Annotated in this window: 17 protein-coding genes; 15 read left to right on the top strand and 2 right to left on the bottom strand. The window is 67.5% G+C overall.

What is annotated here, in order from left to right:
• Positions 1-81: 81 nt before the first annotated feature.
• Together FHS02_RS29795 and FHS02_RS29790 are read right to left on the bottom strand one after the other, a co-directional pair.
• Positions 82-3,768 carry a TonB-dependent receptor gene (locus tag FHS02_RS29795; RefSeq protein ID WP_229422475.1) on the bottom strand — a complete coding sequence of 1,229 codons (3,687 nt, stop codon included), beginning with the start codon at positions 3,766-3,768 and terminating at the stop codon, positions 82-84.
• Between the two features lie 240 nt (positions 3,769-4,008).
• Positions 4,009-5,034 carry a pectinesterase family protein gene (locus FHS02_RS29790; protein WP_137312211.1) on the bottom strand — a complete coding sequence of 342 codons (1,026 nt, stop codon included), beginning with the start codon at positions 5,032-5,034 and terminating at the stop codon, positions 4,009-4,011.
• Positions 5,035-5,360: 326 nt separating this feature from the next.
• Between FHS02_RS29790 and FHS02_RS29785 the strand changes: the two genes are divergently transcribed.
• From FHS02_RS29785 to FHS02_RS29715, 15 genes are all read left to right on the top strand, one after another.
• Positions 5,361-5,654, top strand: a complete 294-nt coding sequence (locus FHS02_RS29785) for a UxaA family hydrolase (RefSeq protein ID WP_371861447.1) — start codon at positions 5,361-5,363, stop codon at positions 5,652-5,654.
• A 2-nt stretch (positions 5,655-5,656) separates the two neighbouring features.
• Positions 5,657-6,889 (top strand): UxaA family hydrolase, encoded by a 1,233-nt coding sequence (locus FHS02_RS29780; protein ID WP_137312213.1) that lies wholly within the window; start codon positions 5,657-5,659, stop codon positions 6,887-6,889.
• A gap of 92 nt (positions 6,890-6,981) precedes the next feature.
• Complete coding sequence (locus tag FHS02_RS29775) at positions 6,982-7,941, top strand: aldo/keto reductase (RefSeq protein ID WP_229422935.1); 960 nt, start codon at positions 6,982-6,984, stop codon at positions 7,939-7,941.
• 64 nt (positions 7,942-8,005) lie between these two features.
• On the top strand, positions 8,006-8,872 hold the full coding sequence (locus tag FHS02_RS29770; protein WP_137312214.1) for a fumarylacetoacetate hydrolase family protein: 867 nt from the start codon (positions 8,006-8,008) through the stop codon (positions 8,870-8,872).
• A gap of 88 nt (positions 8,873-8,960) precedes the next feature.
• Complete coding sequence (gene fucP / locus FHS02_RS29765) at positions 8,961-10,268, top strand: L-fucose:H+ symporter permease (RefSeq protein ID WP_229422476.1); 1,308 nt, start codon at positions 8,961-8,963, stop codon at positions 10,266-10,268.
• The gene (locus tag FHS02_RS29760) at positions 10,261-11,025 is read left to right on the top strand and encodes an SDR family NAD(P)-dependent oxidoreductase (RefSeq protein ID WP_137312215.1); all 765 of its coding nucleotides are present in this window, start codon (positions 10,261-10,263) and stop codon (positions 11,023-11,025) included. Before fucP ends, FHS02_RS29760 begins: the two co-directional genes overlap by 8 nt.
• 100 nt (positions 11,026-11,125) lie before the next feature.
• The gene (locus FHS02_RS29755; protein ID WP_137312216.1) at positions 11,126-13,270 is read left to right on the top strand and encodes a TonB-dependent receptor; all 2,145 of its coding nucleotides are present in this window, start codon (positions 11,126-11,128) and stop codon (positions 13,268-13,270) included.
• A complete protein-coding gene (locus FHS02_RS29750) occupies positions 13,254-13,535 on the top strand; it encodes a hypothetical protein (RefSeq protein ID WP_137312217.1) in 282 nt (93 codons plus the stop codon). The genes FHS02_RS29755 and FHS02_RS29750 overlap by 17 nt, the downstream gene beginning before the upstream one ends.
• A gap of 41 nt (positions 13,536-13,576) precedes the next feature.
• A complete protein-coding gene (locus FHS02_RS29745; RefSeq protein WP_217496881.1) occupies positions 13,577-15,208 on the top strand; it encodes a PepSY-associated TM helix domain-containing protein in 1,632 nt (543 codons plus the stop codon).
• Positions 15,201-15,527 (top strand): DUF3325 family protein, encoded by a 327-nt coding sequence (locus FHS02_RS29740; RefSeq protein ID WP_175424678.1) that lies wholly within the window; start codon positions 15,201-15,203, stop codon positions 15,525-15,527. The genes FHS02_RS29745 and FHS02_RS29740 overlap by 8 nt, the downstream gene beginning before the upstream one ends.
• A 234-nt stretch (positions 15,528-15,761) precedes the next feature.
• A complete protein-coding gene (locus FHS02_RS29735) occupies positions 15,762-17,912 on the top strand; it encodes a TonB-dependent siderophore receptor (protein ID WP_137312219.1) in 2,151 nt (716 codons plus the stop codon).
• A gap of 9 nt (positions 17,913-17,921) precedes the next feature.
• The gene (locus FHS02_RS29730) at positions 17,922-19,781 is read left to right on the top strand and encodes an arylsulfatase (protein WP_137312220.1); all 1,860 of its coding nucleotides are present in this window, start codon (positions 17,922-17,924) and stop codon (positions 19,779-19,781) included.
• A gap of 9 nt (positions 19,782-19,790) precedes the next feature.
• On the top strand, positions 19,791-20,843 hold the full coding sequence (locus FHS02_RS29725) for a formylglycine-generating enzyme family protein (protein ID WP_137312221.1): 1,053 nt from the start codon (positions 19,791-19,793) through the stop codon (positions 20,841-20,843).
• Between the two features lie 94 nt (positions 20,844-20,937).
• Positions 20,938-21,516 (top strand): DUF2325 domain-containing protein, encoded by a 579-nt coding sequence (locus FHS02_RS29720; protein WP_137312222.1) that lies wholly within the window; start codon positions 20,938-20,940, stop codon positions 21,514-21,516.
• A gap of 152 nt (positions 21,517-21,668) precedes the next feature.
• Positions 21,669-22,388, top strand: a complete 720-nt coding sequence (locus tag FHS02_RS29715; protein ID WP_137312223.1) for a DNA-binding protein — start codon at positions 21,669-21,671, stop codon at positions 22,386-22,388.
• Positions 22,389-22,629: the final 241 nt, after the last annotated feature.

Here is a 22,629-nt window from a genome sequence, read left to right as displayed (position 1 = left end):
CGGGAGCCGGTGTCGGCCAGAGGCCTTTCGAAAAGGGCCGGACACCCTGCGGGTATCCGATCCCCTCCATGCGCGCGTTGCCTACAGCGTGCGGAACGACACGCCCACCATGATGCGGCGGCCGGCGTAGGCATAGTCCAGCAGGTTCGGCACGCCGTCGCTGAGCGGTGCGTACTGGGCCTGGCTGTTCGACGTGGTGGCGTTGCCGATGTTGCGGCCTTCGATGAAGAACTCCACGTCCGGACGCCATTTCCAGCCGATCTTCGCATCGATGAAGCGCGTGGCATCCTTGAAGTTCGGCGAACCGGGCGAGTAGATCTTCGGCGTGGAATTGTTGGCGATCACGCCCTGCGCCGGGTAGTTGATCAGCTCGCGCGGGGTCTGGGTGCATGGCGAGATGCAGGTGAACCAGGCCGCGGCACCCTGCAGCGCCACGCGGGCCGACAGCCGGCCGTCGTCATACCACAGCGCCACGTTGTACTGCGATTCCGATTCGCGCGCCGGCGGCAGCGCGGTGCCGGTCAGCAGGTCGACGATGGCCGCGTTCACGTGCTTCGACTTCACCTTCGTGTAGTTGGCGTCGAAGCCCGTGTTGGACAGGAAGCCCGGCAGGAACGTGAATGCCGTCTTGGTGCTGAATTCGGCGCCCTTGCGGGTCGACACGGGGCCGTTCACGTAGGTCGCGTAGTTGAACGGCAGGTCGGACAGCTTCACGCCCGTCTGCGGGTCCACCAGGTCGGAGCCGGCGAACAGCTGGCCGCCGCTGACGCCTTCGGTGATGAACTGGCCGACCTTGCCCTTCTGCGTGAAGTAGGCGAGGCTGAACATCGTGTCGCGGTTCGGATAGTACTCCAGCGACAGGTTCTGGTTGACGTTCTTGCGCGCCTTCAGCGCCGGGTTGCCGATCGTGCCGTTGCAGCGCTGCGTGCCGTCGGAATCGAGATCCACGGCGCGTTCGTCGTAGATGCAGGTACTGGCCGGCAGCAACTGCTGGATCGGCGGCCGCGCCACCGTCTTGGCCACGCTGTAGCGCAGCACCAGTTCGTCCGGGCGCAGCCACGTCGCCAGGTTCAGGCTGGGCAGCACGTCGGTGGTTTCGGCGTCGACCGACGTGTTCTGCACGATCGACGACTGCACGTAGCCGGCCGAGTTTTCCGGGTCTTCCGCGTCGTACAGCGCCGTCTTCGAGTACGACGTGAACGTCATCGTGCCGGTGCCGTTGACGCGGCTGCGCACGTAGCGCACGCCCACGTTGCCGTCCAGTTCCAGGCCGAACGGCAGTTCCCGTCCGGTGTACGGCACCTGGTCCAGGCCGAAGTCGGTCATCAGGTAGAACGCGTCGATGCGCTCCTTGAGCTTGTTGACGGGCTGTTCGTACACCTTGCCGTCGGTGGCCGTGCAGGTCTTCACGCAGTCCCAGTTGCGGTTGGCGAAGTTGGTCAGCTTGACGGCGTTGGCAATGTCGATGCCCATCCAGTTCTGCGGCAGGATCGACGGGCGGTCCCTGGCGCCGTGGAAGAACGACGTGCCGGTAGCCGGCTTGGTCAGCGTCTGCGCGATGATGTTCTGGAATTCCTGCGGCGTCAGCACCAGTGTGCCATCGCGGCCCGAGCGCGGGTCGCCCGGTGGATTCATGCCGTACTGGCAGGCGTCGCCGCCCGGCGCCAGCGACGCGGCGGTGTTCTGGCAGCCCTCGAAGCGGTTGTCCACGCGCGCCTGCGGCAGGTAGATGCCGGGGACGTAGCCGGCGGTCCCATAGGTACCCTGGGCCGCGCGGACCGTCCGGTCGCCGGCACCGCCTTCCCACGAGTTGCTGTAGCTGTCGCGCAGGTTGAAGCCGGCCTTCAGGCGCTTGAAGAACGGGATGCTTTCCGGCGTCATGTACGTCACGTCCAGCCTGGCGGTGCGCTCGCCAGTTTCGCGGATCTGCGGCAGCCACAGGATGCCGGTCGCCATCGTGCGCAGCGGCTGCACGGCGGCCGGGTAGTTCGGCCGGAAGATGGTGTTGGTGTTGCCCAGCCTGGCGTCGCCGACGGTGCGCGGGAACAGCGCCGCGTAGCCGGCCGGGTCGGCCTGGTTGACGCCGCTCGGGAACTGGAAGCCCCACAGGCCGCTCGGATCGAGTTCGAACGTGGTCGGGCCGGTGTTCAGCGTGTAGCTCATGCGCTGCTGCACCCGGCGAAAGTCCGAGCGGGCATCGGCCAGGAAGAATTCGGCCGTCAGTCCATTGCTCCTGTAGGTGCCGCCCGTCTGCAGGTAGCGGCTGACGGTGCGGGCGAATTCCAGCGTCTGGTCGGGAATCGCCTGGCCGTCCGAAACCGTGAAGCGGGTCAGGTGGTGGCTCGGGTCGACCAGCACGGAAGCCGGATCGATGTTGGTGACGGCGCCGCGGATCGGGTAGTTGTTCGAACGCGTCGAATAGCCGTTCGGGTACAGGTGGAAGCCCGAGCCGGGCGCGACGCCGCGCACGTTGTTGACGTTGTCGTCGGCGAATACCGTGCCCGTGTAGCCGGGCGTGACCAGCGGATTGGGCAGCTGGTTCGGATTCTTCACGAGGCCGAGCTGGTAGGTCATCTGCTCGATGCGCGTCTCGCGGCGGTTGAAGCTGCCCTTGGCATACACGGTGAGCTTGCTGTTCACCTTGAAGTCGGCGCGCAGGTCCAGGTTGTCCTTGCGGTCGTGTTCTTTCTTGATGAAGTAGCGCACGTTGGACGGCGTGTAGTCGTTCCACTGGTTCAGGCAGGTGAGCAGTTCGTTGCCGCGCTGCGCCCGCGCCGGGCCCTGGCCGTTGGTCGGGATCAGTGCGAGCTGCGCGGCCGACAGGTCGGGGAACAGGTTGTGGCAATCCTGTTTGGTCTGCGCGCCGGCCGACTTGGTGATCAGCGACAGCGGCGACTCCGAGTTCAGGAAGTTGGTGCCGCCCATTGGCGTGCGCAGGATCGGCGTGGTGGCCGTGCTGTCGTCGCTGGCCACGGTGCCGGGCAGGAAGCTGTAGGTTTTGTCGGGCGAGTTGTCGAAGTCCAGCAGCCGGTAGTAACCCTGCTGCGCGGTCTGCGACACCTGCATCGAATGCGCTTCGTTGTTCAGCGTGCTGTGCGACGCGTTCAGCATCAGGCCGAGGCGGCCGTCCAGGTACTTGTTCGCCAGGATCAGGTTGGCGTCCGGCTTCCACTTCTTGTCGAGCGAATTGTGGCTGCCGCCCAGCCGCAGCGAGGCGAACGGCTTCTTGAAGTCGAGGCCGGTGCGGGTCTTGATGACGATGCCGCCGCCCAGCGCGCCTTCGGTCATGTCGGCCGTCGAGCCTTTCACCACGTCGACGCTCTTGATCAGGTCCGCGGACAGCTGGCGGAACTCGGTGCCGCGGCTGTTCGCGCCGCCGGACCCGCCGGCGTCGGTGCCGCCGGCCGACTGCACGCTCTGGCCGTCGAGCTCCACGCGGGTCAGGTCGGCGCCGTTGCCGCGCACCGAGACCGTCACGCCTTCGCCATAGTCGCCGCGGTCGAGCACGATGCCGGCCATGCGCGAGATCGCCTCGCCCACGTTCCGGTCGGGCAGCGAACCCACGTCCTCCGCCACGATCGAGTCCATCGCCGTGGCGGCGTTCTTCTTGCGTTCGATGCCGGACTGCTGCGAGGCGCGGGTGGCCACCACCTCGACCCGGTGCACCGGCCCGTTATCGGCCGCCGTGCCGGAATCGGCCGCGGGGCTGGAAGCCTGCTGGGCCAGCGCGGCTTGGCTGGCGACAAGCGAAACGAGCGCCAGTGACACTGCGCGCGTTAAACGTTTAACTTCAAAGTGACGGCTAGTGTGACGGTTCATGGTCTCCTCCATTGGGCTTTAGTGTTGTGTGCAGGCGTGCCGGGTCCGGCCGTGCCTGGTTTTGTCATGAAACGGGATACAGGACCTTAGCGGCCGGGAAATGTTTCCCGAAAATGGGCGGTCCGGCGCACCGGTACGTCCGGAACGCCGGACCGCCCATTTTTCGAGCAACAGTTGTCTGCGGGACTTCTACAAGGCGCCGGGTAACGTTTCCTGCGGCCGCCAGCCGTCGCTGCCGCCGAGGATGTTCGCGACGGTGTACTGCCGCGCTTCGGCGTCGGTCAGTTGCCGCGACCAGGCGACGCGCTGGCCGGGATGGGCACCGGGGCCGCGGCTGTTGTACTCCACATAGCGCGCGGTTTTCTCGTTGTCCGGCTTGCCCCAGTTGTGCCAGCCCTCGGGCCGGATGTGCGCGCCCATGTCGGTATTGATGAACGCGACCGCGCCATGCGGCCGCCACGGCCTGCCCAGGAAGGCCAGCGGCGTCGGCGCCTTGGCTTCGATCCTGCCGGTGGGGTCGACCCACGGTGCCGGATCGCTGGTCAGCCGGCTGTCGATGAAGACGAAGCCATAGGGCCGCTCGGCCGGCGTGCTGGCCGCCGTGACATAGCCGCCGTTCTTGCTGCGGATCTCGCACCGCTCGAATACCGACGTGCCGCTGCCGTAGATGAAATCGACGCGGCCCTCGATGTACGTGTCGCGGAAGTAGTGCCGGCCGTGGTTCAGCATCACCGTATCCTGCCAGCCGAGCAGGCGGCTGCTGGTGACCACGGCGCGGTCGCCGTCGATGCGCAGCGCCAGCGCCTGGCCATGGTCGCCCGAGGTGTTCCGGAAGGTCAGCCGGTCGGCGCGGAAGCCGTCCGCCAGCACGACCAGCGCGGTGCCCTTGTGGCGCGGGTCGGTGCCGTGCGGCTGTTCCTCGTTGGTGTTGACGTGCCAGGTCAGGATTGTGGTATCGGCCACCTCGCCCTGCAGCGTGACGTTGCGTTTTTCCTTGCGCAGGATCTTCTGGCCGTCATACACGCCCGGCTTGACCAGGATGACGGTGCGTTCCGGGCTGTTGTCGGGCACGGCCGCGAAGGCTTCCTGCACCGTGCGGGCGTCGCCGCTGCCGTCCGGCGTCACGACGATCGTGCGCGTTTCGGCGGATGCACCGATGGCGCTGCATAGCAGCAGGGCGGCGCCGGCCAGGGCGCGCGCTAGTGGCTTGTTCATGTCTCCTCCGTGAGGCGCTTCGTTGTTTTCTTTTTATTGATGCTACAAACAACCACGGTGTAAGTAAAACGTTTTTTGTTTGCGCTCACAACAGTGTCGTATAAATGTTTGCGCAATCAATCACGCATTTGATTGCTGTAACCATCGGCCGAAAAACCAGTTGACGGTACTGAATATATTTAATACATTGAGCATGGAAGATCGAACATGAAACATTGACCGAGTTGCCCGGGTTGCCCGAGTTGACGGAGATTGCCGCGATGTACCCAGATCCGGCGCCAGCGGCGCCCCCCCAGTTGGAAGCACAGTTACCGCAGCTGTTGCTGATGTCTCCCGAGGACAATTGCCTGATCGCCCGGATGCCGCTGGCCGCCGGCGAGGCGGTGGACATCGACGGCGTCCGCGTGGCATTGCCGGACGCCGTGCCGCTGGGTTACAAGGTGGCCCGCGTCGCACTCGCGCCGGGCGACAAGGTGCTGCGCTACGGCGCGCTGATCGGCAGCGTCACGGCGCCGGTGGCGCAGGGCGCGATCCTGCACACACACAACCTCGTCAGCGACTACATCCCCACGTACACATTGGCCGACGACAGCACATCCTTCATCGGGAGCACCCACTGATCATGAACGACCGCTCTTCGCTGCCGGCGCTGGCCGGCTACCTGCGCGACGATGGCCGCAAGGGCATCCGCAACGTCGTGGTTGTCATCTACACGGTCGAATGCGCGCACCACGTGGCACGGCTGGTCGTGAACACCTTCCATGGCCAGCCGGTGCACCTGATCGGCTTCCCCGGCTGTTACCCGAACGACTATGCCGACCGCATGATGAAGCGCCTGGCCACGCACCCGAACGTGGGCGCGGCACTGATCGTGGCGCTGGGCTGCGAAAGCTTCAACCGCCGCGGCCTGGAGGAGACCGTGGCCGCCAGCGGCCGGCCGGTACACACGATCACGATCCAGGAAAACCGCGGCACGCGCACCAGCGTGGCCGATGGCGTGGAATGGGTGCGCTGGGCGCTGGAGTCGCTGGCCGCGCAGCCGCGCGTGCCGATGCGGCTGGACGAACTGGTCGTCGCCACGATCTGCGGCGGTTCCGACAGCACCAGCGGCATCACCGCCAACCCCGCCGTGGGCGTGGCCTTCGACCGGCTGGTCGGCGCCGGCGCCACATGCATCTTCGAGGAGACGGGCGAACTGGTGGGCTGCGAATTCCACATGAAGCGGCGTGCCGCGACTCCCGAACTGGGCGACGCGATCGTGCGTTGCGTGGACAAGGCGGCGCGCTACTACACGGTGCTGGGCCACGGCAGTTTCGCCCCCGGCAATGCCGATGGCGGGCTGACCACGCAGGAGGAGAAATCGCTGGGCGCCTATGCGAAGAGCGGGGCGTCGCCGATCGCCGGCATCCTGAAGCCGGGCGACCAGCCGGCCACCGGTGGCCTGTACCTGCTGGACGTCGTGCCGGACGGCGAAGTGCGCTTCGGCTTCCCGAACATCTCGGACAATGCCGAGATCGTGGAACTGCTGTCGTGCGGCGCCCACATCACGCTGTTCACCACCGGCCGCGGCTCGGTGGTCGGTTCGGCCATCGCCCCCGTCATCAAGGTATGCGCCAATCCCGCCACCTATGAACGGCTGGCCGAGGACATGGACGTCAACGCCGGCCGCATCCTGTCGGGGCAGGCGTCGCTGCAGCAGGTGGGCGACGAGATCGTCGACCTGGTGGCACGCGTGGCGAACGGCGAGGAAACCTGCTCGGAGGCGCTGGGCCACCAGGAATTCATCCTGACCTATAAACAGTTCGATGCGTCCGGGCCCGCCGTGCCGGGCTGCCATCCGCTGAAGGCTGCCTGATGGAGCTTCACGCGATGCGCGGCATCGGGCGTACCCCGGAAGGCCGTATCCCGGGCGGCCGTACCCCGGGCGGCCGTACCCCGGCCACCTGCATGGGCCTCGGCTGCGCGCAGCTGGGCGGCCTGTACGAGGCGATGGACGAAGCGGCCGCGCGGGCCATCGTCGATACCGCCTGGGAGCTGGGCATCCGCTACTTCGATACGGCGCCGTATTACGGCTTCACGCTGTCCGAACACCGCCTCGGTGCCGCCCTCCGGGAGCGGCCGCGTGGCGACTATGTGATCAGCACCAAGGTCGGCCGCCTGATGGAACCCGACCGTTCCGTGCGGCCCGGCGAATGCGGCTGGGCGGCGCCGCTGCCGTTCCGTCCCCGTTTCGACTACACCTACGAAGGCATCCTGCGCTCGCACGAGGACAGCCTGCAGCGCCTGGGCATGGACTTCGTCGACATCCTGTACGTGCACGACATCGGCCGGGTCACGCACGGCGCCCGGCATGCGTTCTACTGGGACCAGCTGACCAGTGGCGGCGGTTTCCGCGCGCTGGTGAAACTGCGCGACGAGGGCAGCATCCATGCGTTCGGCCTCGGCGTCAACGAATGGGAGGCCGTGGCCGATGCGCTGGCGGTGTGCGACCTCGACTGCGCCTTGCTGGCCGGCCGCTACACGCTGCTGGAGCAGGCGTCGCGGGAACCGCTGCTGGACCGCTGCGCCGCGCGCGGCGTGGGCATCGTGATCGGCGGGCCGTTCAATTCCGGCATCCTGGCCGGCAACCGCAAATTCAATTACGAGGATGCGCCGGCCGGCATCGTCGCCCGCGTCGAAGCGATCGAAGCCACCTGCCGCGAGGCCGGCGTGCCGTTGCAGGCAGCCGCGCTGCAGTTCCCGATGGCCCACCCGGCCGTGGTGGCGTGCATTCCCGGCGCGCAAAGCCCGGCGCAACTGCGCCAGAACGCGGCCTGGTTCGTGCAGGCCATTCCACCCGGCCTGTGGTCCACGCTGGCGCGCGACGGCCTGATCGATCCGCGCGCGCCGGTGCCGGCGGCTTCCTGACCACGCACCGGCCCGCCGTGGTCACTCACCGATTGATCGTTGTTTTAATCTGCAAAGGAAACCCATGAAATTGCTGCGCCATGGCCCGAAGGGCGACGAGAAACCCGGCCTGCTCGATCCCGAAGGCCGCATCCGCGACCTGTCCGGCCACATTCCCGACCTGGCGTCGGTCCACCTGGGCAAGGAGACGCTGGCCCGCCTGGCGGCGCTCGACTGGCGCACGCTGCCCGCGGTGCCGGCCCCGGTGCGGCTCGCGCCGGTGGTTGCCGATACCGGCAAGCTCATTTGCGTGGGCCTGAATTACTCGGACCATGCGGCCGAATCGGGCATGGCCGTGCCGGGCGAGCCGGTACTGTTCATGAAGGCCACCAGCGCGATCGTCGGCGCCAACGACGCGGTGGTGCTGCCGCGCGGCTCCGTCAAGAGCGACTGGGAAGTGGAACTGGGCGTCGTCATCGGCACCCGCGCGCGCTACGTGGAGGAAAGCGAGGCCCTGAACCACGTCGCCGGCTACTGCGTGGTCAACGACCTGTCCGAACGCGAGTACCAGCTGGAGCGGGGCGGCCAGTGGGACAAGGGCAAGGGCTGCGACACGTTCGGTCCCGTCGGCCCATGGCTGGTGACGGCCGACGAGGTGCCCGACCCGCAGAACCTCGACCTGTGGCTGGAAGTGAACGGCAAGCGCTACCAGCAGGGCAGCACGCGTACCATGGTGTTTACGGTGGCGCACCTGGTCAGCTACATCAGCCGATTCATGACGCTGAACCCGGGCGATATCATCAGCACCGGCACGCCGCCCGGCGTGGGCCTGGGCCAGAAGCCCGACCCGGTCTACCTGAAGCCTGGCGACGTGATGCGCCTGGGGATCGCCGGCCTGGGCGTGCAGCAGCAGACCGTGCACGCATGGAACGAGGAACTGATCGACGCATGAAGCTTGGCCGCAGGCATTGACCGCTGGTAGTTGTCCTAACCCGAACAGGGCCGCGCAAAGTACGCGGCCCGCAATGGAGACGTTAGACATGACCGTACCGACCGCCCGGCGTTCCTACAAGTTCGCCTTCCTGATGCTCACCACGCTGTTCTTCATGTGGGGCTTCGTCCATAACCTCGATCCGATCCTGATCCCGCACCTGCGCCGCTCGTTCAGCCTGACCGTGCTGCAGGCCGCGCTGGTCGATTCGGCCGTCTACGTGGCCTATTTCGTGATGGCGCTGCCGGCCGGCCTGCTGATCCGCCGCGCCGGCTACCGCTGCACGATCATCGCCGGCCTGCTGCTGTTCGGCATCGGCTCGCTGCTGTTCCTGCCGGCGGCCGACACCCACCGCTACGCCGTATTCCTCGCCGCGCTGTTCATCATCGCCTGCGGCCTGACGCTGCTGGAAACGGCGGCCAACCCGTATGCGGCGCTGCTGGGCCGCCCGGAGCGGGCCACCCAGCGCCTGAATTTGGCGCAATCGTTCAACGGCCTGGCCGCGGCCATCGCGCCGATCGTCGGCGCGCGGCTGATCCTCGTCGAAGGCGCGACCGATGCGCAGTTGCGAACCATGGCGGCAGGCGCCCGGCAGGCGGCGCTGGCGGCTGAAGCGGCCAGCGTGAAAGGGCCTTACCTGGTGCTGGGACTGGTGATCTTCGCGATCGCGGTCGTGTTCTATTTCATCCGGTTGCCGGAACCGGAGCGCAAGGCCGCCGAACCCGGCGAGCGGGTGGCCGGTGCCATCGGCCGCGCATGGCGGCACGGACCGGTGCGGCGCGCCGTCGTCGCCCAGTTCTTCTACGTGGGCGCGCAGGTGTGCGTATTCAGCTTCTTCATCCTGTTTGCTGCCCAGGCGGCCGGCCTGTCGCAGATCGCCGCGGCCGACTACCTGGGCTGGGGCTGCGGCGTCGCCTTTGTCGCGGGACGCTTCGCCGGCACCTGCGCGATGAAGTACGTGGCACCGGCCCGGCTGCTGCTGGCGTACGCGCTGGTCTGTTCGCTGCTGTCCGTATTCACGATGTTCGCCAGCGGCATGGCCTGCGTGGCCGCGGTGATCGGCATCGTGTTCTTCATGTCGATCATGTTTCCCACCATTTTCGCGCTCGGCATCCAGGATGCCGGCGCGAATACGGAAATGGGCAGCAGCCTGATCATCATGGCCATCGTCGGCGGCGCGCTGCTGCCGCTGGCCTTCGGCTTCATCAGCGACATCACGCACAGCATCCAGCTGGGCTATGGCGTGCCGCTGGTGTGCTTCCTCGTCGTCGCCTGGTTCGCCCGCACCGTTCTCGTGCTCGAACGCACCGCGGCGCCGGTTCCTCCACTAACGAACGGAGCTCTGAAACGTGTTTGAACTGAACGACAAGAAGGCCGTCATCACCGGCGCCGGCAGCGGCATCGGCAAGTCCATCGCGAAACTGTTCGCGGCCCGGGGCGCGGCCGTCCACGTGCTCGATATCGGCGAGGATGCCGCGCGCGAAGTGGTGCAGGAAATTCGCCGCGACGGCGGCACGGCCACTGCCCATGCCTGCAATGTGGCCGCGCAGGCCGACGTGCTGGCCGCGTTCGCGGCCATCGGTCCGCTCGACATCCTCGTCAACAACGCCGGCATCGCCCACATCGGCAAGGCCGACACCACCGGCGAGGCCGACTTCGACCGCGTGATGGCCGTCAACGTGAAGGGCGTCTACAACTGCCTGCACGCGGCCATCCCCCAACTGCGGGCGAATGGGGGTGGCGTGATCCTGAACATGGCATCGGTGGCCGCGTCGGTCGGCGTCGCCGAGCGCTTCGCATACTCCACGGCGAAAGGCGCCGTGATGGCGATGACGCTGTCGGTGGCCAAGGATTACCTGCAGGACCGCATCCGCTGCAATGCGATCTCGCCCGGCCGCGTGCACACGCCGTTCGTCGACGGCTTCCTGGCGAAGAACTATCCGGGCCGCGAAGAAGAGATGTTCGAGCGGCTGTCGAAGACGCAGCCGATCGGGCGGATGGCCCGGCCGGACGAGGTGGCGGCGCTGGCGCTGTACCTGTGCAGCGACGAGGCGTCGTTCGTCACTGGCACCGATTACCCGATCGATGGCGGGTTCATGACGCTCAATACCTGAAACGTCCCCGTTGACGGAAAAGCATCGGCCGCGCTACCATCGCCGATTCAGCCAGCCTTCAGCACGAGAGCCAGCCATCGACCCTCGCTGAAGGAATCGCATGTTGTCACCACTCCCGCCGCGCCGCCGCGCGCGGCTCGGCGTTCTTGTCTCGGCGTCGTTGCCGATATTGGCGGCCCACGGCGCCTGGGCCCAGTCCGCGCCGGATCCGGAACCGTCCACGGTCGTCGTCTCCGCCACGCGCTCGAACCTGACCGCCGACGATGCGCCGCAAACGGTGCTCGTCATCGGCAAGGAGGACATCGCGCGGCAGCTGGCCATTTCCGGCAATTCGTCCGACGTGCTGGCCAGCCTGCTGCCGTCGTTCGCGCCCAGCCGGGGCAAGATGACGGGCAGCGCCGAGACGCTGCGCGGCCGCACGCCGCTGATCCTGGTCGACGGCGTGCCGCAATCGAACCCGCTGCGCCCCACCGGGCGCGAGGCGCACACGATCGACTATGCGCTGGTCGAACGCATCGAGGTGATCCAGGGCGCCAATGCCGTCAATGGCCTGGGTGCCACGGGCGGCACGATCAACATCGTCACGCGCCGGCCGGGCCGGGGCTCGCTGAGCCAGTCCATCGACGTGCAGACTACATTGCCGACGTCCGGCATCGGCAGCAGCATCGGCAATGATACGGCGAACTTCAAGGCCAGCTACCGGCTCGAAGGCCGGGGCGACGCGTTCGACTACCTGTTCGCGCTGAGCGCCGAAGACCAGGGCCTGCACCTGGACGGGCAGGGCCGGCCGCTCGGCACCGACAATACCCAGGGCGACCTGATGGATTCGCGCGCGTTCGACGCGCTGGCCAAGCTGGGCTACGACATCGATGCCGACCAGCGCCTGCAACTGTCCGTCAACCGCTACCGGCTGAAGTCGAAGGCCGGCTACCTGGCGGTGGCGGGCGACCGGGCGCGCGGCATTCCCACGCTGTCGGTGCCGGGCGAGCCACCGGGCACGCCGCCGTGGAACGATGTGTGGACCACCGCGCTGACCTACCGCCACGCCAGCCTGGCCGGCATGGAACTGTCGGCAATGGTGTTCAACCAGGAATTCGAAGGGCTGTTCGGCGCCGACAACTCGGCCACGTTCCAGGATCCGCTGATTGCTCCGAACGGCACGCTGTACGACCAGTCGCGCATCGTGGCGTCGAAATACGGCAGCAAGGTGGGGCTGACCAAGGACGGCCTGCTGGACGGCCGGCTGAAGCTGACTGGTGGCTTCGACACCCTGTACGACGAGGGCGAGCAGGACCTGTACGGTACTGGCCGGACCTACGTGCCGCCGTCGGAATTCCGCAACCTGTCGCTGTTCCTGCAGGGCGAGGCGCAGGTCACCGGTGCGCTGGCGCTGCATGCCGGCGTGCGCCGCGAACGCTCGGACGTGCGTATCGACAGCTACACGACGCTGGCCTCGTTCCGCCGCGTGGCCGTGGAGGGCGGCAAGCTCGATTTCAACGAAACGCTGAAGAACGCCGGGCTCGTGTTCAAGCCGCTGCGCCAGGTCAGCCTGTTCTCCAGCTATTCGGAGGGCTTCGGCATGCCCGACATCGGCCGCGTGCTCCGTTCGATCAACACGCCGGGTGTCAGCGTGGCGCGCATGCGCGACCTGCAGCCGATCCTGACCCGCAGCGCGGAGGCCGGCGTGCGGGTGCGCGAGGGCGCCTGGGACCTCGATGCCAGCTGGTTCCGTTCCCGCTCGGACCTGGGCGCCCGCGTCGCCACCGTCAACGGCGCGTTCGTGATGGCGCGCGAGAAGACCCGCATCGACGGTTTCGATGCCGCCGCCGCTTACCGCTTCGACAAGGCGCACCGGGCGCGGATCGCATACGCGCGCACCAACGGCCGCTACGACAGCAACGCCGACGGCACGCTGGATGCAAGGCTCGACGGCCTGAACGTGGCGCCGGACCGGGTGATCGCCAGCTGGACGGCCGACTGGAACGGGCGGCTGTCGTCGTTCGTGCAGGCGCAGCACGCGTTCGGCGACACGTTCGACGACCCGGCCATGAAGTTCAAGGGCTACACGCTGGTCGACGCCAGCGCAAACTGGAAGCTGCCGGCGGGCGAGCTGCGCTTCGCGGTGGCAAATGTGTTCGACCGCATGTACATCACGTACTTTTCGCAGAGCGGGCTGGTCGAGCCGAAGCGCTACTTCGCCGGCAGGGGCCGCGCGGTGAGCCTCGGGTATGCGCTCCGTTTCTGACAGACTGCAACTGGCAGTGCGCATCGCCGTCACGATCGGTGGCGGCTATGCGTGCACGGCGCTCGTGGTGACGGTGGGCGCCGCGCTGCTGGCCAGGGCCGGCATGGCCCGCTCCGAAGCGGTGGTGCTGATGGCGATGCTGGGCTTTCCGCTGCACCTCGCGCTGCTGTTGTGGGGATTCGGTGCGCGGCGGATGCGCACCCTGTGGCTGCTGCTGGGTACCGCCATCGTCGTCCGCATGCTGCTGCGGATCACCTGGGGCTGACGATGGGCGCCAGATGATGGGAGCCACATGATGGGAGCCACATGACGGGAGCCAAATTCGGCAAGTCGATGGCATTGCTGCATACCTGGGCCGGCGTGCTGGTCGGCGCCGTGCTGTTCGCCGTGATCTGGACCGGCACGCTGATCCTGTTCCGGGGCGAGATCGATCAGTGGATGATGCCGGATACCCGCCTGGCGCCGGCATCCGCGCCGATGTCGCTGGACCGTGCGGCGCGGCTGGTGCTGCCGCTGGTGCCGGACGGCGCCACGCAATGGCGCATCGACCTGCCGACGGCGCGCACGCCGGTCGCGGCATTCAGCTACAAGCTTGCCGGCGGCGAGGAGCATGCGCGGCTGTTCGATCCGGTGCGCTACCGGCTGCTGCCGGAGCCGGGCACGGATGGCGCTTCCGGCTTCCTGGTGCCGCTCCATTACAGCCTGCACCTGGCGTGGAAGGACGTCGGCAAATGGCTGGTGGGCCTGGCCGGCATGGCCATGCTGGTGCTGCTGGTGTCGGGCATCGTCATCCACAGGAAACTGGTCGCGCAGTTCTTCACGTTCCGGCCCCGCAAGCGGCTGCCGCGCAGCGCGCTGGACCTGCACAACCTGTCGGGCGTGCTGCTGCTGCCGTTCCACTTCATGCTTGCCTTGTCCGGCCTGGTCATCTTCATGACCGTGTTCTTTCCGCAGGCGCACGTGGCGGCTTATGGCACCGGGCCGAAGGCGAAGGCGGCGTTCATGGCCGAGGCTTACGGCAGCCGCAAGGCCGGCGCGAAAGTGGCAGGGAAGGTGGCCGGAGATGGGGGCGAAGAAGGGGCCGAAGAAGCCGCCCCGCCTGCATCGCTGGACGGCATGCGGCGCGAGGCGGCACGCCTGTGGGGTGCCGACCGGACATCCCATGTCGAACCGTATTTCGTCCGGGCCTGGCAGCCGGGCAGCGCCACCGCGCTGATCGAGTTGCGCCGCTCGTATGCGCGCGAGGTGACGATGAACCTCGACCAGCTTTATTTCGACGCGGCCACCGGCCGGCTGGTGCGCCGTTTCGAGGCGGGGCCCGTGATGACGGTACAGCGCGCGTTCTCCGGCGTGCACTTTGCCCGCTTCGATCACGGCACGCTGCGCGGCCTGTATTTCCTGGGCGGGCTGGGTGGCTGCGTGCTGGTCGCCACCGGCTTCCTGTTCTGGCTGGAGGCACGCCGCGGCCGGCATGCTCGGCAAGGACTGGGCGGCGTGCGCCTTGTCGAGGCGCTGGCGGCCGGCAGCATGACGGGCATCGTGCTGGCGACGCTGGCCTTTCTTGCCGCGAACCGCCTGCTGCCGGCCGGCGCCGAGCTGCCGGGCTGGGACCGGGCCGCGCTGGAACGGCTTGCCTTCTACGCGATGTGGCTGGCCGCCTTCGCCCATGCGTGGCGGCGCCGCACGGCCGCGTGGCGCGAGCAGTTGCTGGCCATCGCCGTGCTGGGTGTCGCGGCGGTACTGCTGAACTGGATCACGACGGGCGATCACGTGGCGCGCGCTCTGGGCAATGGCCTGCACGCGGTGGCGGGGGTGGACTCGGTGCTGCTGGCGTTTGCGGCCCTGGCGTGGCACGCCGCGCGGCGCATCGGCGTCACGGACAGGCGCCGCGACGGGCCCAGCGGGCCCGGCGTGGGCGGGCAGGGTGCGCATGGCTGAACTGCTCTCGACTGTAGCGGCGCTGGCCATGTGCGGCGTGGCCTGTGCCTTGCTGGCATTGTCGCAGCGCGAGCATTGGGCCGCGGCCGCCAACCTGCTGCCGTACCCCGCGCTGCAGACCGTGTGCAGGATACGTGTCGTTGCGTCGGTGCTGCTGGCAGCCGCGCCGGTGTCCTGCGTTGCCGCGCACGGCGCCGGCTTTGGCCTGCTGCTATGGATGCTGCTGCTGGCCACGGGCGGGCTGGCGACTGCGTTCGTGCTGGCATGGCGGCCACGCTGGCTGGCGTCGCTGGCGTTCTTTATGTGCGATATCGTATAACAATCCTCGTTTTTATTCCTTCTGCATTCAGTTGCCTGATTTTATGATGCGAATCAGTCAAGCCGCTCAGCGTTATCCACGTTGATGCGCTGCCGTGTCCGAGCGCCCGCTGCGATTTTTCCGCACCGCTGTGCGGCACGCCTGACGACCGGTTCGCCGCGTTGCCGCCCGCACGATCCCGTGGGCGCCAGCGCCGGCCGTCGATCCCGTTCATAACAATAATCAGGAACCACCATGCATACCTCTCTTCCGGGCGTCCCTCGCCGGCGCCTTGGCCTGCTCGTTGCAGGCCTGTTTGCCACCGTGCCTCACATCCATGCGATCGCGCAGGAAGCCACCGTCGGCGCGATGCTTACCGTGACCGTCAACGGCGAACGCGAGAGCGACGCGAAGCAGGCCCGCTCGCGTGGCGCGCTCGGTTCGCTGTCCGACCTGGAAACGCCGTTCGCCACCGCCACCGTCGGCAGCGAAAGGCTCGAGGACCGGCAGGTCACCACGCTGGCCAACGTGTTCTCGGAAGATGCCTCCGTCAGCACCAAAGGCGGTACCTACACGCAGAGCGCCTACGCGATCAACGTGCGCGGCCTGACGCTGGACTTCACCAACGGCTACAAGATCGACGGCCAGCCGTTCCAGATGTACGGCGTCGAACTGCCGCTGGAGACGGTGGAATCGGTGCAGCTGCTGAAGGGCGCGACCGGTTTCCTGTACGGCTTCGCCGCACCGGGCGGCATCATCAACTACGTGACGAAGCGCCCGACCGAGCAGCGCACCTTCAGTGCTTCCGCCGGTTACACCAGCGGCGGCCTGCTGCGCGAGCATATCGACACGGGTGGGCGCTTCGGCGACAACGGCCGCTTCGGCTACCGCGTCAACCTGGCGCACGAGGAGGGCGACACCTACAACGGCGCCGCCCTGGACCGCGATGCGGCATCGGTGGCGCTGGATGCGCGCCTGTCGCAGGACGTCACGTGGAGCGCGAACTTGCTTTACCAGGAGCGCGACCTGAAGGGTGGCGTGCCGACCGTGTCGCTGCAGGTCTATCCGGCCGCCAGCGCCGGCCTGCCCGTGGCGCTCGACGGCCAGGCGGACCTGGGAGCCTACCCGACCACGTACTACGATTCGACAATGTACATGGGCACCAGCGCCATCGACTGGCGGCTCGGCAGGGACTGGAAGCTGAACGTCAATTACGGCTATTCGCTGAAGCGCATCGACAGCTCGATCGAAACGCTGTACCTGACCAGCCAGTCGGGCAACTACAGCAACCGCCTGAACCCGTTCTACCGTCCGGAGCTGACGTATCACGCGGTGAATGCGATCGTCGAAGGCTCCTTCGCTACCGGCGCGCTGAAGCACCGCGTGTCGTTCGGTGCCGGCCGCCAGACGCTGACGCGGATGCTGAACGTGCAATCGGCCCTCAGCCTGTTCGGGCCCGACACGGTCGGCAACCTGTATGCCGCGCCGCCGGCGCTGGTCGACACGTCCGTCAACAATCCGCGCGTATTCAAGATCTCCGATTATGCGCAGAAGTCCGTCTTCGCCAGCGACAACGTCGACATCGGCGAGCACTGGTCGGTGCTGGCGGGCGTGCGGTACATGGACTACCGCAACCTGAACTGGAACGCGGCCGGCGCACAGACCTCGGACTACCACGAAAAGCCCACCACGCCGACCGTGGCGCTGCTGTACAAGCCCTCGGCCGACACCACCTTCTACACGAGCTACGTGGAAGCGCTGGAGGACGGCGGCACCGTCAGCACCACGTACGCCAATGCCAACGAGTCGCTGCCGCCGCTGACCAGCCGCCAGGCCGAGCTGGGCGTGAAGACGGACCGCGGCAACTGGGGCGCCTCGGCGGCGCTGTTCCGCGTCAAGCGCGGCGCCGCGTACGCCGACTACAGCAGCAACCCGCAGGGCATCTACGTGCAGGCCGGCGAGCTGCGCTACCAGGGCCTGGAAGTGTCCGGCCACGCCGACCTGCAGCGCTGGCTGACGGTGAACGCCGGCGCGACGTGGCTCGATGCCGAGTACCGCGCCACCACGCCGGCCATCGTCGGCAACCGCATCGAAAGCACGCCGCGCTTCCAGGCCGTGCTGGGCGTGAATGCGAAGGTGCCGCAAGTGGCCGGCCTGTCGCTGCACGCGGATGCCAGCTACGTGGGCGCCCAGGAGGTCAACAGCGCGAACACGTTCGAGGTGCCGGCGGTGACGCTGCTCAACGCCGGCGGCGCGTGGCGCACGCGCATCACGGACCACTACGTGACGCTGCGGCTGCAGGTGAACAACCTGGCCAACCGGGCCTACTGGTATTCGACCGGCTCGAATTCGCTGCAGGTCGGCGCGCCGCGCCAGGTTTCCGTCAACGCGCGCTTCGACTACTGAGGAGATAAGATGACACCCATTCCACACCGGCTTGCACTGGCAGCCGTGGCAGCCACCCTGCTGGCATCCTGCGGGCCCGTCAGGGCACCGGTGGGCGAGACCGCCGTCGCGGCCAGGCGCCCGAATATCCTGTACATCATGGCCGACGACCTGGGCTACTCGGACATCGGCGCCTTCGGCGGCGAGATCGAGACGCCGAACCTCGACGCGCTGGCCCGCGAAGGCCGCCTGCTGACCAACCACCATACCGGCACCGTGTGCGCGATCACGCGCGCAATGCTGATCTCGGGCACCGACCACCACCTGGTCGGCGAGGGCACGATGGGCGAGCCGCGCGACGAGCGCAAGGGCCTGCCCGGCTACGAAGGGTACCTGAACGAGAGCGCCCTGTCGGTCGCGCAACTGCTGCAGGACGGCGGCTACCACACCTACATGGCCGGCAAGTGGCACATCGGCAGCGGCCGCGAAGGCAAGGGCAAGACGCCGGACGCGTGGGGCTTCGAACGCAGCTACGCGCTGCTGCCGGGGGCGGCGCGCAACCACTTCGGCGGCGAGGCGCCGGACGCGAAGAACTACACCGAGGATGGCCGGTTCGTGCAGCCGGGGCCGGGCTTCTATTCGACCGACTTCTATACGCGCAAGCTGATCGAGTACATCGATTCGAAACGGGGCGACGGCAAGCCGTTCTTCGCCTATGCGGCCTACACGTCGCCGCACTGGCCGCTGCAGGTGCCGGAACCATGGCTGAGCAAGTACAAGGGCCGCTACGACGCCGGCTACGACGCGGTCCGGCTGGCGCGCATCGAGCGGATGAAGAAGCTGGGCATCCTGCCGGCCGGGTTCCAGCCGTACGCCGGCTTGCCGGAGACGCTGACCCGGTCGCCCGCCACGCCGAACAGCGGCACGCCGCAGGCGAAGTACGTGAACGCCATCAACGGCGCGCCCCAGGGCTACGTCGACCATGGGCCGGGCCGCGTCGCGAAGCGCTGGAGCAGCCTGACGCCGCTGGAGAAGAAGGCGCAGGCGCGCTACATGGAAATCTACGCCGGCATGGTCGACAACCTGGACCACAACATCGGGCTGCTGATCCGGCACCTGAAGGAGATCGGCGAGTACGACAACACCTTCATCATGTTCCAGTCCGATAACGGCGCCGAAGGCTGGCCGGTCGACGGCGGCGCCGATCCGAAAGCCACCGACGAAGCCAATGCCGCGCCGGAGGTGTTCGCGAAGCTGGGGACCGACCAGGTCAAGCGCATCCAGTACGGGCTGCGCTGGGCGGAGGTCAGCGCTGCGCCGTTCCGCAACGTCAAGGGCAGCGCGCACGAGGGCGGCGTGTCGACGCCGCTGATCGTGCGGCAGCCGGGCGGACGGGGGCAGGGCGCGAACGTGGACGTGAAAGATGCGACCTACGTCACCGACAATACGGCCACGTTCCTGGCCCTGGCGGGCATCACGCCGCCGAACCAGCCGGCGCCGGCGGACATCGATCCGGCCACTGGGCGCGACCGCAACGCCGGCAAGGTCGTCTATAAAGGCCGCAATGTCTACCCGGTCACCGGCACGTCGCTGCTGCCGCTGCTGGCCGGCTCGCAGGCGGCGCCACGCGGGTTGCCGCTGGCCGACGAGTCGTATGGCCGCGGCTACGTGTTCAGTACCGATGGCCGCTGGAAGGCGGTCTGGATGGAGCCGCCGCAGGGGCCGGTGGACGGCCACTGGCAGCTGTTCGACCTGCGCACCGACCGCGCCGAGAACCACGACGTCTCCGCCCAGCATCCGAAGGTGGTCGCCGGGCTGGTGGCGCAGTGGAAGCGCTACATGACGGCGGTGGGCGGCGTCGAACCGTTGCGGCCGGCCGGCTTTTACTAGGAGCATGCCATGCCGGGGAAATGGAACAAGCCGCTGACGATACTGGGCCTGCTGGCCTGCATCGGGCTCGCCGCCTGGACGGGAGCGGGAGCGGAAGCGGGGGTGGGGGCAGTGGCCACCTTGCCGCAGTCTGCGCTGGGTAATGCATCGCTCTGTGCAGCCGCCAGCGGCCTGCCGGCGGGTTGGGGCAGCGATGCCCGCGCGGGCATGGTGCGGGTGCCGGATGGCGAGTTCGTCTTCGGCAGCACGCGCGGCTATCCGGACGAGCGGCCCGCTACCGCGCACAAGGAAACGGTGGCGGCGTTCTGGATCGACCGCACCGAGGTGACGAATGCGCAGTTCGGGCACTTCGTGCGCGCCACCGGCTATGTGACGCAGGCCGAGCGCGAGGGCGCAGCCGTCGTTTTCCACCGGCCGGACGAAGCGGAACTGAATGCCCGGCCCTACGCCTGGTGGCGTTACGTGCGTGGCGCGAACTGGAAGCATCCGGGCGGGCCTGCCATGGACGGCACCGTCCCGGCCGCGCCGCCGCCGAACCAGCCGGTAACGATGATCGCGCGGGCCGACGCGCTGGCGTATGCGCAATGGCTGGGACGCGACCTGCCGACCGAGGCGGAGTGGGAGTATGCGGCCAAGGGCGGGCGCGACGACGCTACGCTCGATGATGCGCCGGTGGACCCGGCCGGCCGGCCCACCGCCAATTTCTGGCAAGGGCCGTTCCCGCTGGCCGATGCCGCGCAGGATGGCCATGCCGGCCTGGCGCCCGTCGGCTGCTATGCGGCGAATGGCTTCGGTCTGTTCGACACGATCGGCAATGCGTGGGAATGGACGAAGGATCCGTACACCGGCGCGCGCCAGCCGCATGCCAATGGCGACACCTCGGCGGTTGCCGCCGCCGCTGCGGGCCCGCGGCGCCCGGACGAAGCCACCGTCATCAAGGGAGGCTCGTTCCTGTGCTCGCCGAGCTATTGCGTGCGCTACCGTGCCGCCGCCCGCGAATCGCAGGAAGCGGACCTGGGCGCCAGCCATATCGGTTTTCGCACGGTGTTAAGGGTGCTTTAACGCCCTGCCGCCATACTGGATGCCATTGTAATGAGAATTATTCTCATCTAAAATGGATTGGCATTCAAGCCAGGGTTTCATAAAGGATCACACGATGCACTTCAACGCCGACGACTTCGACCAGCTGCTCAGGGAACACGCCGCATTACTGCGGGCACATGGCGAGGCACAGGCGCGCTGCAGTGAAGTGATCCGCGCCCAGGCGACGGAAATCGCGCGGCTCGATGCGCAGGCCATGCGCCTTCGCATGGAGCTGGTGAAGCGGGAAACGGCGCTTGCCTGGGCGCGCGAAGACCGGGCCGCGCTGGAGCAGCTGGTTCCGGGCTTGCCGAAACGCGCGGTCCAGGCCCGGCAAGTTGAGGCGCTGCAGGCGCGCGTGCGCGAGCTGTCGGACGAACTCCATCGGCGCGACGTGCGCCAGGCGTTCGCGCCGGCACGGGCGTCGCACGTCGAGGAACTGGAAGGCCTCGAAGAAGATCTCGCCGCCGCCGACCTGGTGATCTGCCAGACCGGCTGCATGAGCCACGGGGCCTACTGGCGCGTGCAGGATCATTGCAAGCGCACCGGCAAGGCGTGCGTGCTGGTCGAGAATGCCGATGCGCTGCATATCGTGCGCATCCAGCGCGCCGGCGAAGGGCAGGGCGCGGCGCTGGTCGCGTCGCAGCAGGGCTGAAACGCTCCTTTGATGGCGATTTCGTTATCCATGTATACACAGAGTGCGGGGATACCACGGTTTTGTTGTCGAGTCGTGCTCGGCAGCTACCAGAATGGTGCCGTGGAAAAAGCTTCTGTAGTAAGCTGCGCGCTTCACAAAACGGATACGACATGCAGGACCAGACTCCAACATTCGAAGAGGTGGCAGCGGCCGCAAGTGCCCTGCACAACGACGGCAATCCCGTAACGGTCGAGGCGGTGCGCGACGCGCTCGGCGCCGGTTCTCCCACCGCCATCCACAAGCATCTTTCCACCTGGCGTGCCGACAACGTGCCGCCGCCGGAGCCGCCGAGGGCGGAGATTCCCGAGCCGCTGGCGGCGGCGCTGGCCGACTGGGCACGGCAATTCGCCGAGCAGTCCGGCGCCGGCAACCGTGACAAGCTGGCGCAGGCGGAGAGCGACCTCGAAGCGCTGGCCCGTTCCGGCGAAATGCTGGAGGCCGAGCGCGACGATCTGCTGACCCAGCTGTCCACCGCCAACGCGCTGGCGGCCGAGCGGGCCGAGCAGATCGAGCGCCTGACGGTCGAGTTGCGCGATGCCCGCGAAGTGGCCACCAATGCACTGGTCGGCAAAGCCAAGGACCAGCTGGCCATCGACGGCAAGGATCGCCAGCTGGCGGACCTGCGCGCGCAACTGGAGCGCAGCGTTGCCTCGGCCGCATCGGATTCGGACGCGCGCCTGACCGCGGAGATGGATCTGGTCGGCGCCGTTACCGCACGGGACAATTACGCGTCCGAACTGAAGGCCCTGCGCGCGCAGCTCGAATCGCTGAATGCCGACCGCACCGCGCTACGTGCCGAGGTGGATGGACTGCGTACGCGGCGTCCATGATTTTTCGCGAGGGGCTTGCGCAGAGGCATTGCGTTTGCTATAGTTCTGTCCCTCGCAGCAACGTGCCTTACACGAAAGTGACAACGGCAAGTTGATACGGGTAGAAAAGAGGGGTTGACGAAGCGCACGAAACACTGCATAATATCGCCTCTCTGCTGCTGACAAACACAACGATTTGTCGACAACGCGGCACCGCTGAAAAGCGAAGAATTCTTTAACAATCAACAGTCGATAAGTGTGG

This window comes from Pseudoduganella umbonata, assembly GCF_014192225.1.
Classification (GTDB): domain Bacteria; phylum Pseudomonadota; class Gammaproteobacteria; order Burkholderiales; family Burkholderiaceae_D; genus Rugamonas; species Rugamonas umbonata.
This window is presented reverse-complemented; position numbering and strand designations above follow the sequence as displayed.

What these genes read in the sequence shown, in the direction of transcription:
- FHS02_RS29790 (WP_137312211.1), bottom strand. Translation starts at nt 5,034, where the DNA reads ATGAACAAGCCACTAGCGCGCGCCCTGGCCGGCGCCGCCCTGCTGCTA.
- FHS02_RS29785 (WP_371861447.1), top strand. Translation starts at nt 5,361, where the DNA reads ATGTCTCCCGAGGACAATTGCCTGATCGCCCGGATGCCGCTGGCCGCC.
- FHS02_RS29780 (WP_137312213.1), top strand. Translation starts at nt 5,657, where the DNA reads ATGAACGACCGCTCTTCGCTGCCGGCGCTGGCCGGCTACCTGCGCGAC.
- FHS02_RS29775 (WP_229422935.1), top strand. Translation starts at nt 6,982, where the DNA reads ATGGGCCTCGGCTGCGCGCAGCTGGGCGGCCTGTACGAGGCGATGGAC.
- FHS02_RS29770 (WP_137312214.1), top strand. Translation starts at nt 8,006, where the DNA reads ATGAAATTGCTGCGCCATGGCCCGAAGGGCGACGAGAAACCCGGCCTG.
- fucP (WP_229422476.1), top strand. Translation starts at nt 8,961, where the DNA reads ATGACCGTACCGACCGCCCGGCGTTCCTACAAGTTCGCCTTCCTGATG.
- FHS02_RS29755 (WP_137312216.1), top strand. Translation starts at nt 11,126, where the DNA reads ATGTTGTCACCACTCCCGCCGCGCCGCCGCGCGCGGCTCGGCGTTCTT.
- FHS02_RS29750 (WP_137312217.1), top strand. Translation starts at nt 13,254, where the DNA reads ATGCGCTCCGTTTCTGACAGACTGCAACTGGCAGTGCGCATCGCCGTC.
- FHS02_RS29745 (WP_217496881.1), top strand. Translation starts at nt 13,577, where the DNA reads ATGACGGGAGCCAAATTCGGCAAGTCGATGGCATTGCTGCATACCTGG.
- FHS02_RS29740 (WP_175424678.1), top strand. Translation starts at nt 15,201, where the DNA reads ATGGCTGAACTGCTCTCGACTGTAGCGGCGCTGGCCATGTGCGGCGTG.
- FHS02_RS29735 (WP_137312219.1), top strand. Translation starts at nt 15,762, where the DNA reads ATGCATACCTCTCTTCCGGGCGTCCCTCGCCGGCGCCTTGGCCTGCTC.
- FHS02_RS29730 (WP_137312220.1), top strand. Translation starts at nt 17,922, where the DNA reads ATGACACCCATTCCACACCGGCTTGCACTGGCAGCCGTGGCAGCCACC.
- FHS02_RS29725 (WP_137312221.1), top strand. Translation starts at nt 19,791, where the DNA reads ATGCCGGGGAAATGGAACAAGCCGCTGACGATACTGGGCCTGCTGGCC.
- FHS02_RS29720 (WP_137312222.1), top strand. Translation starts at nt 20,938, where the DNA reads ATGCACTTCAACGCCGACGACTTCGACCAGCTGCTCAGGGAACACGCC.
- FHS02_RS29715 (WP_137312223.1), top strand. Translation starts at nt 21,669, where the DNA reads ATGCAGGACCAGACTCCAACATTCGAAGAGGTGGCAGCGGCCGCAAGT.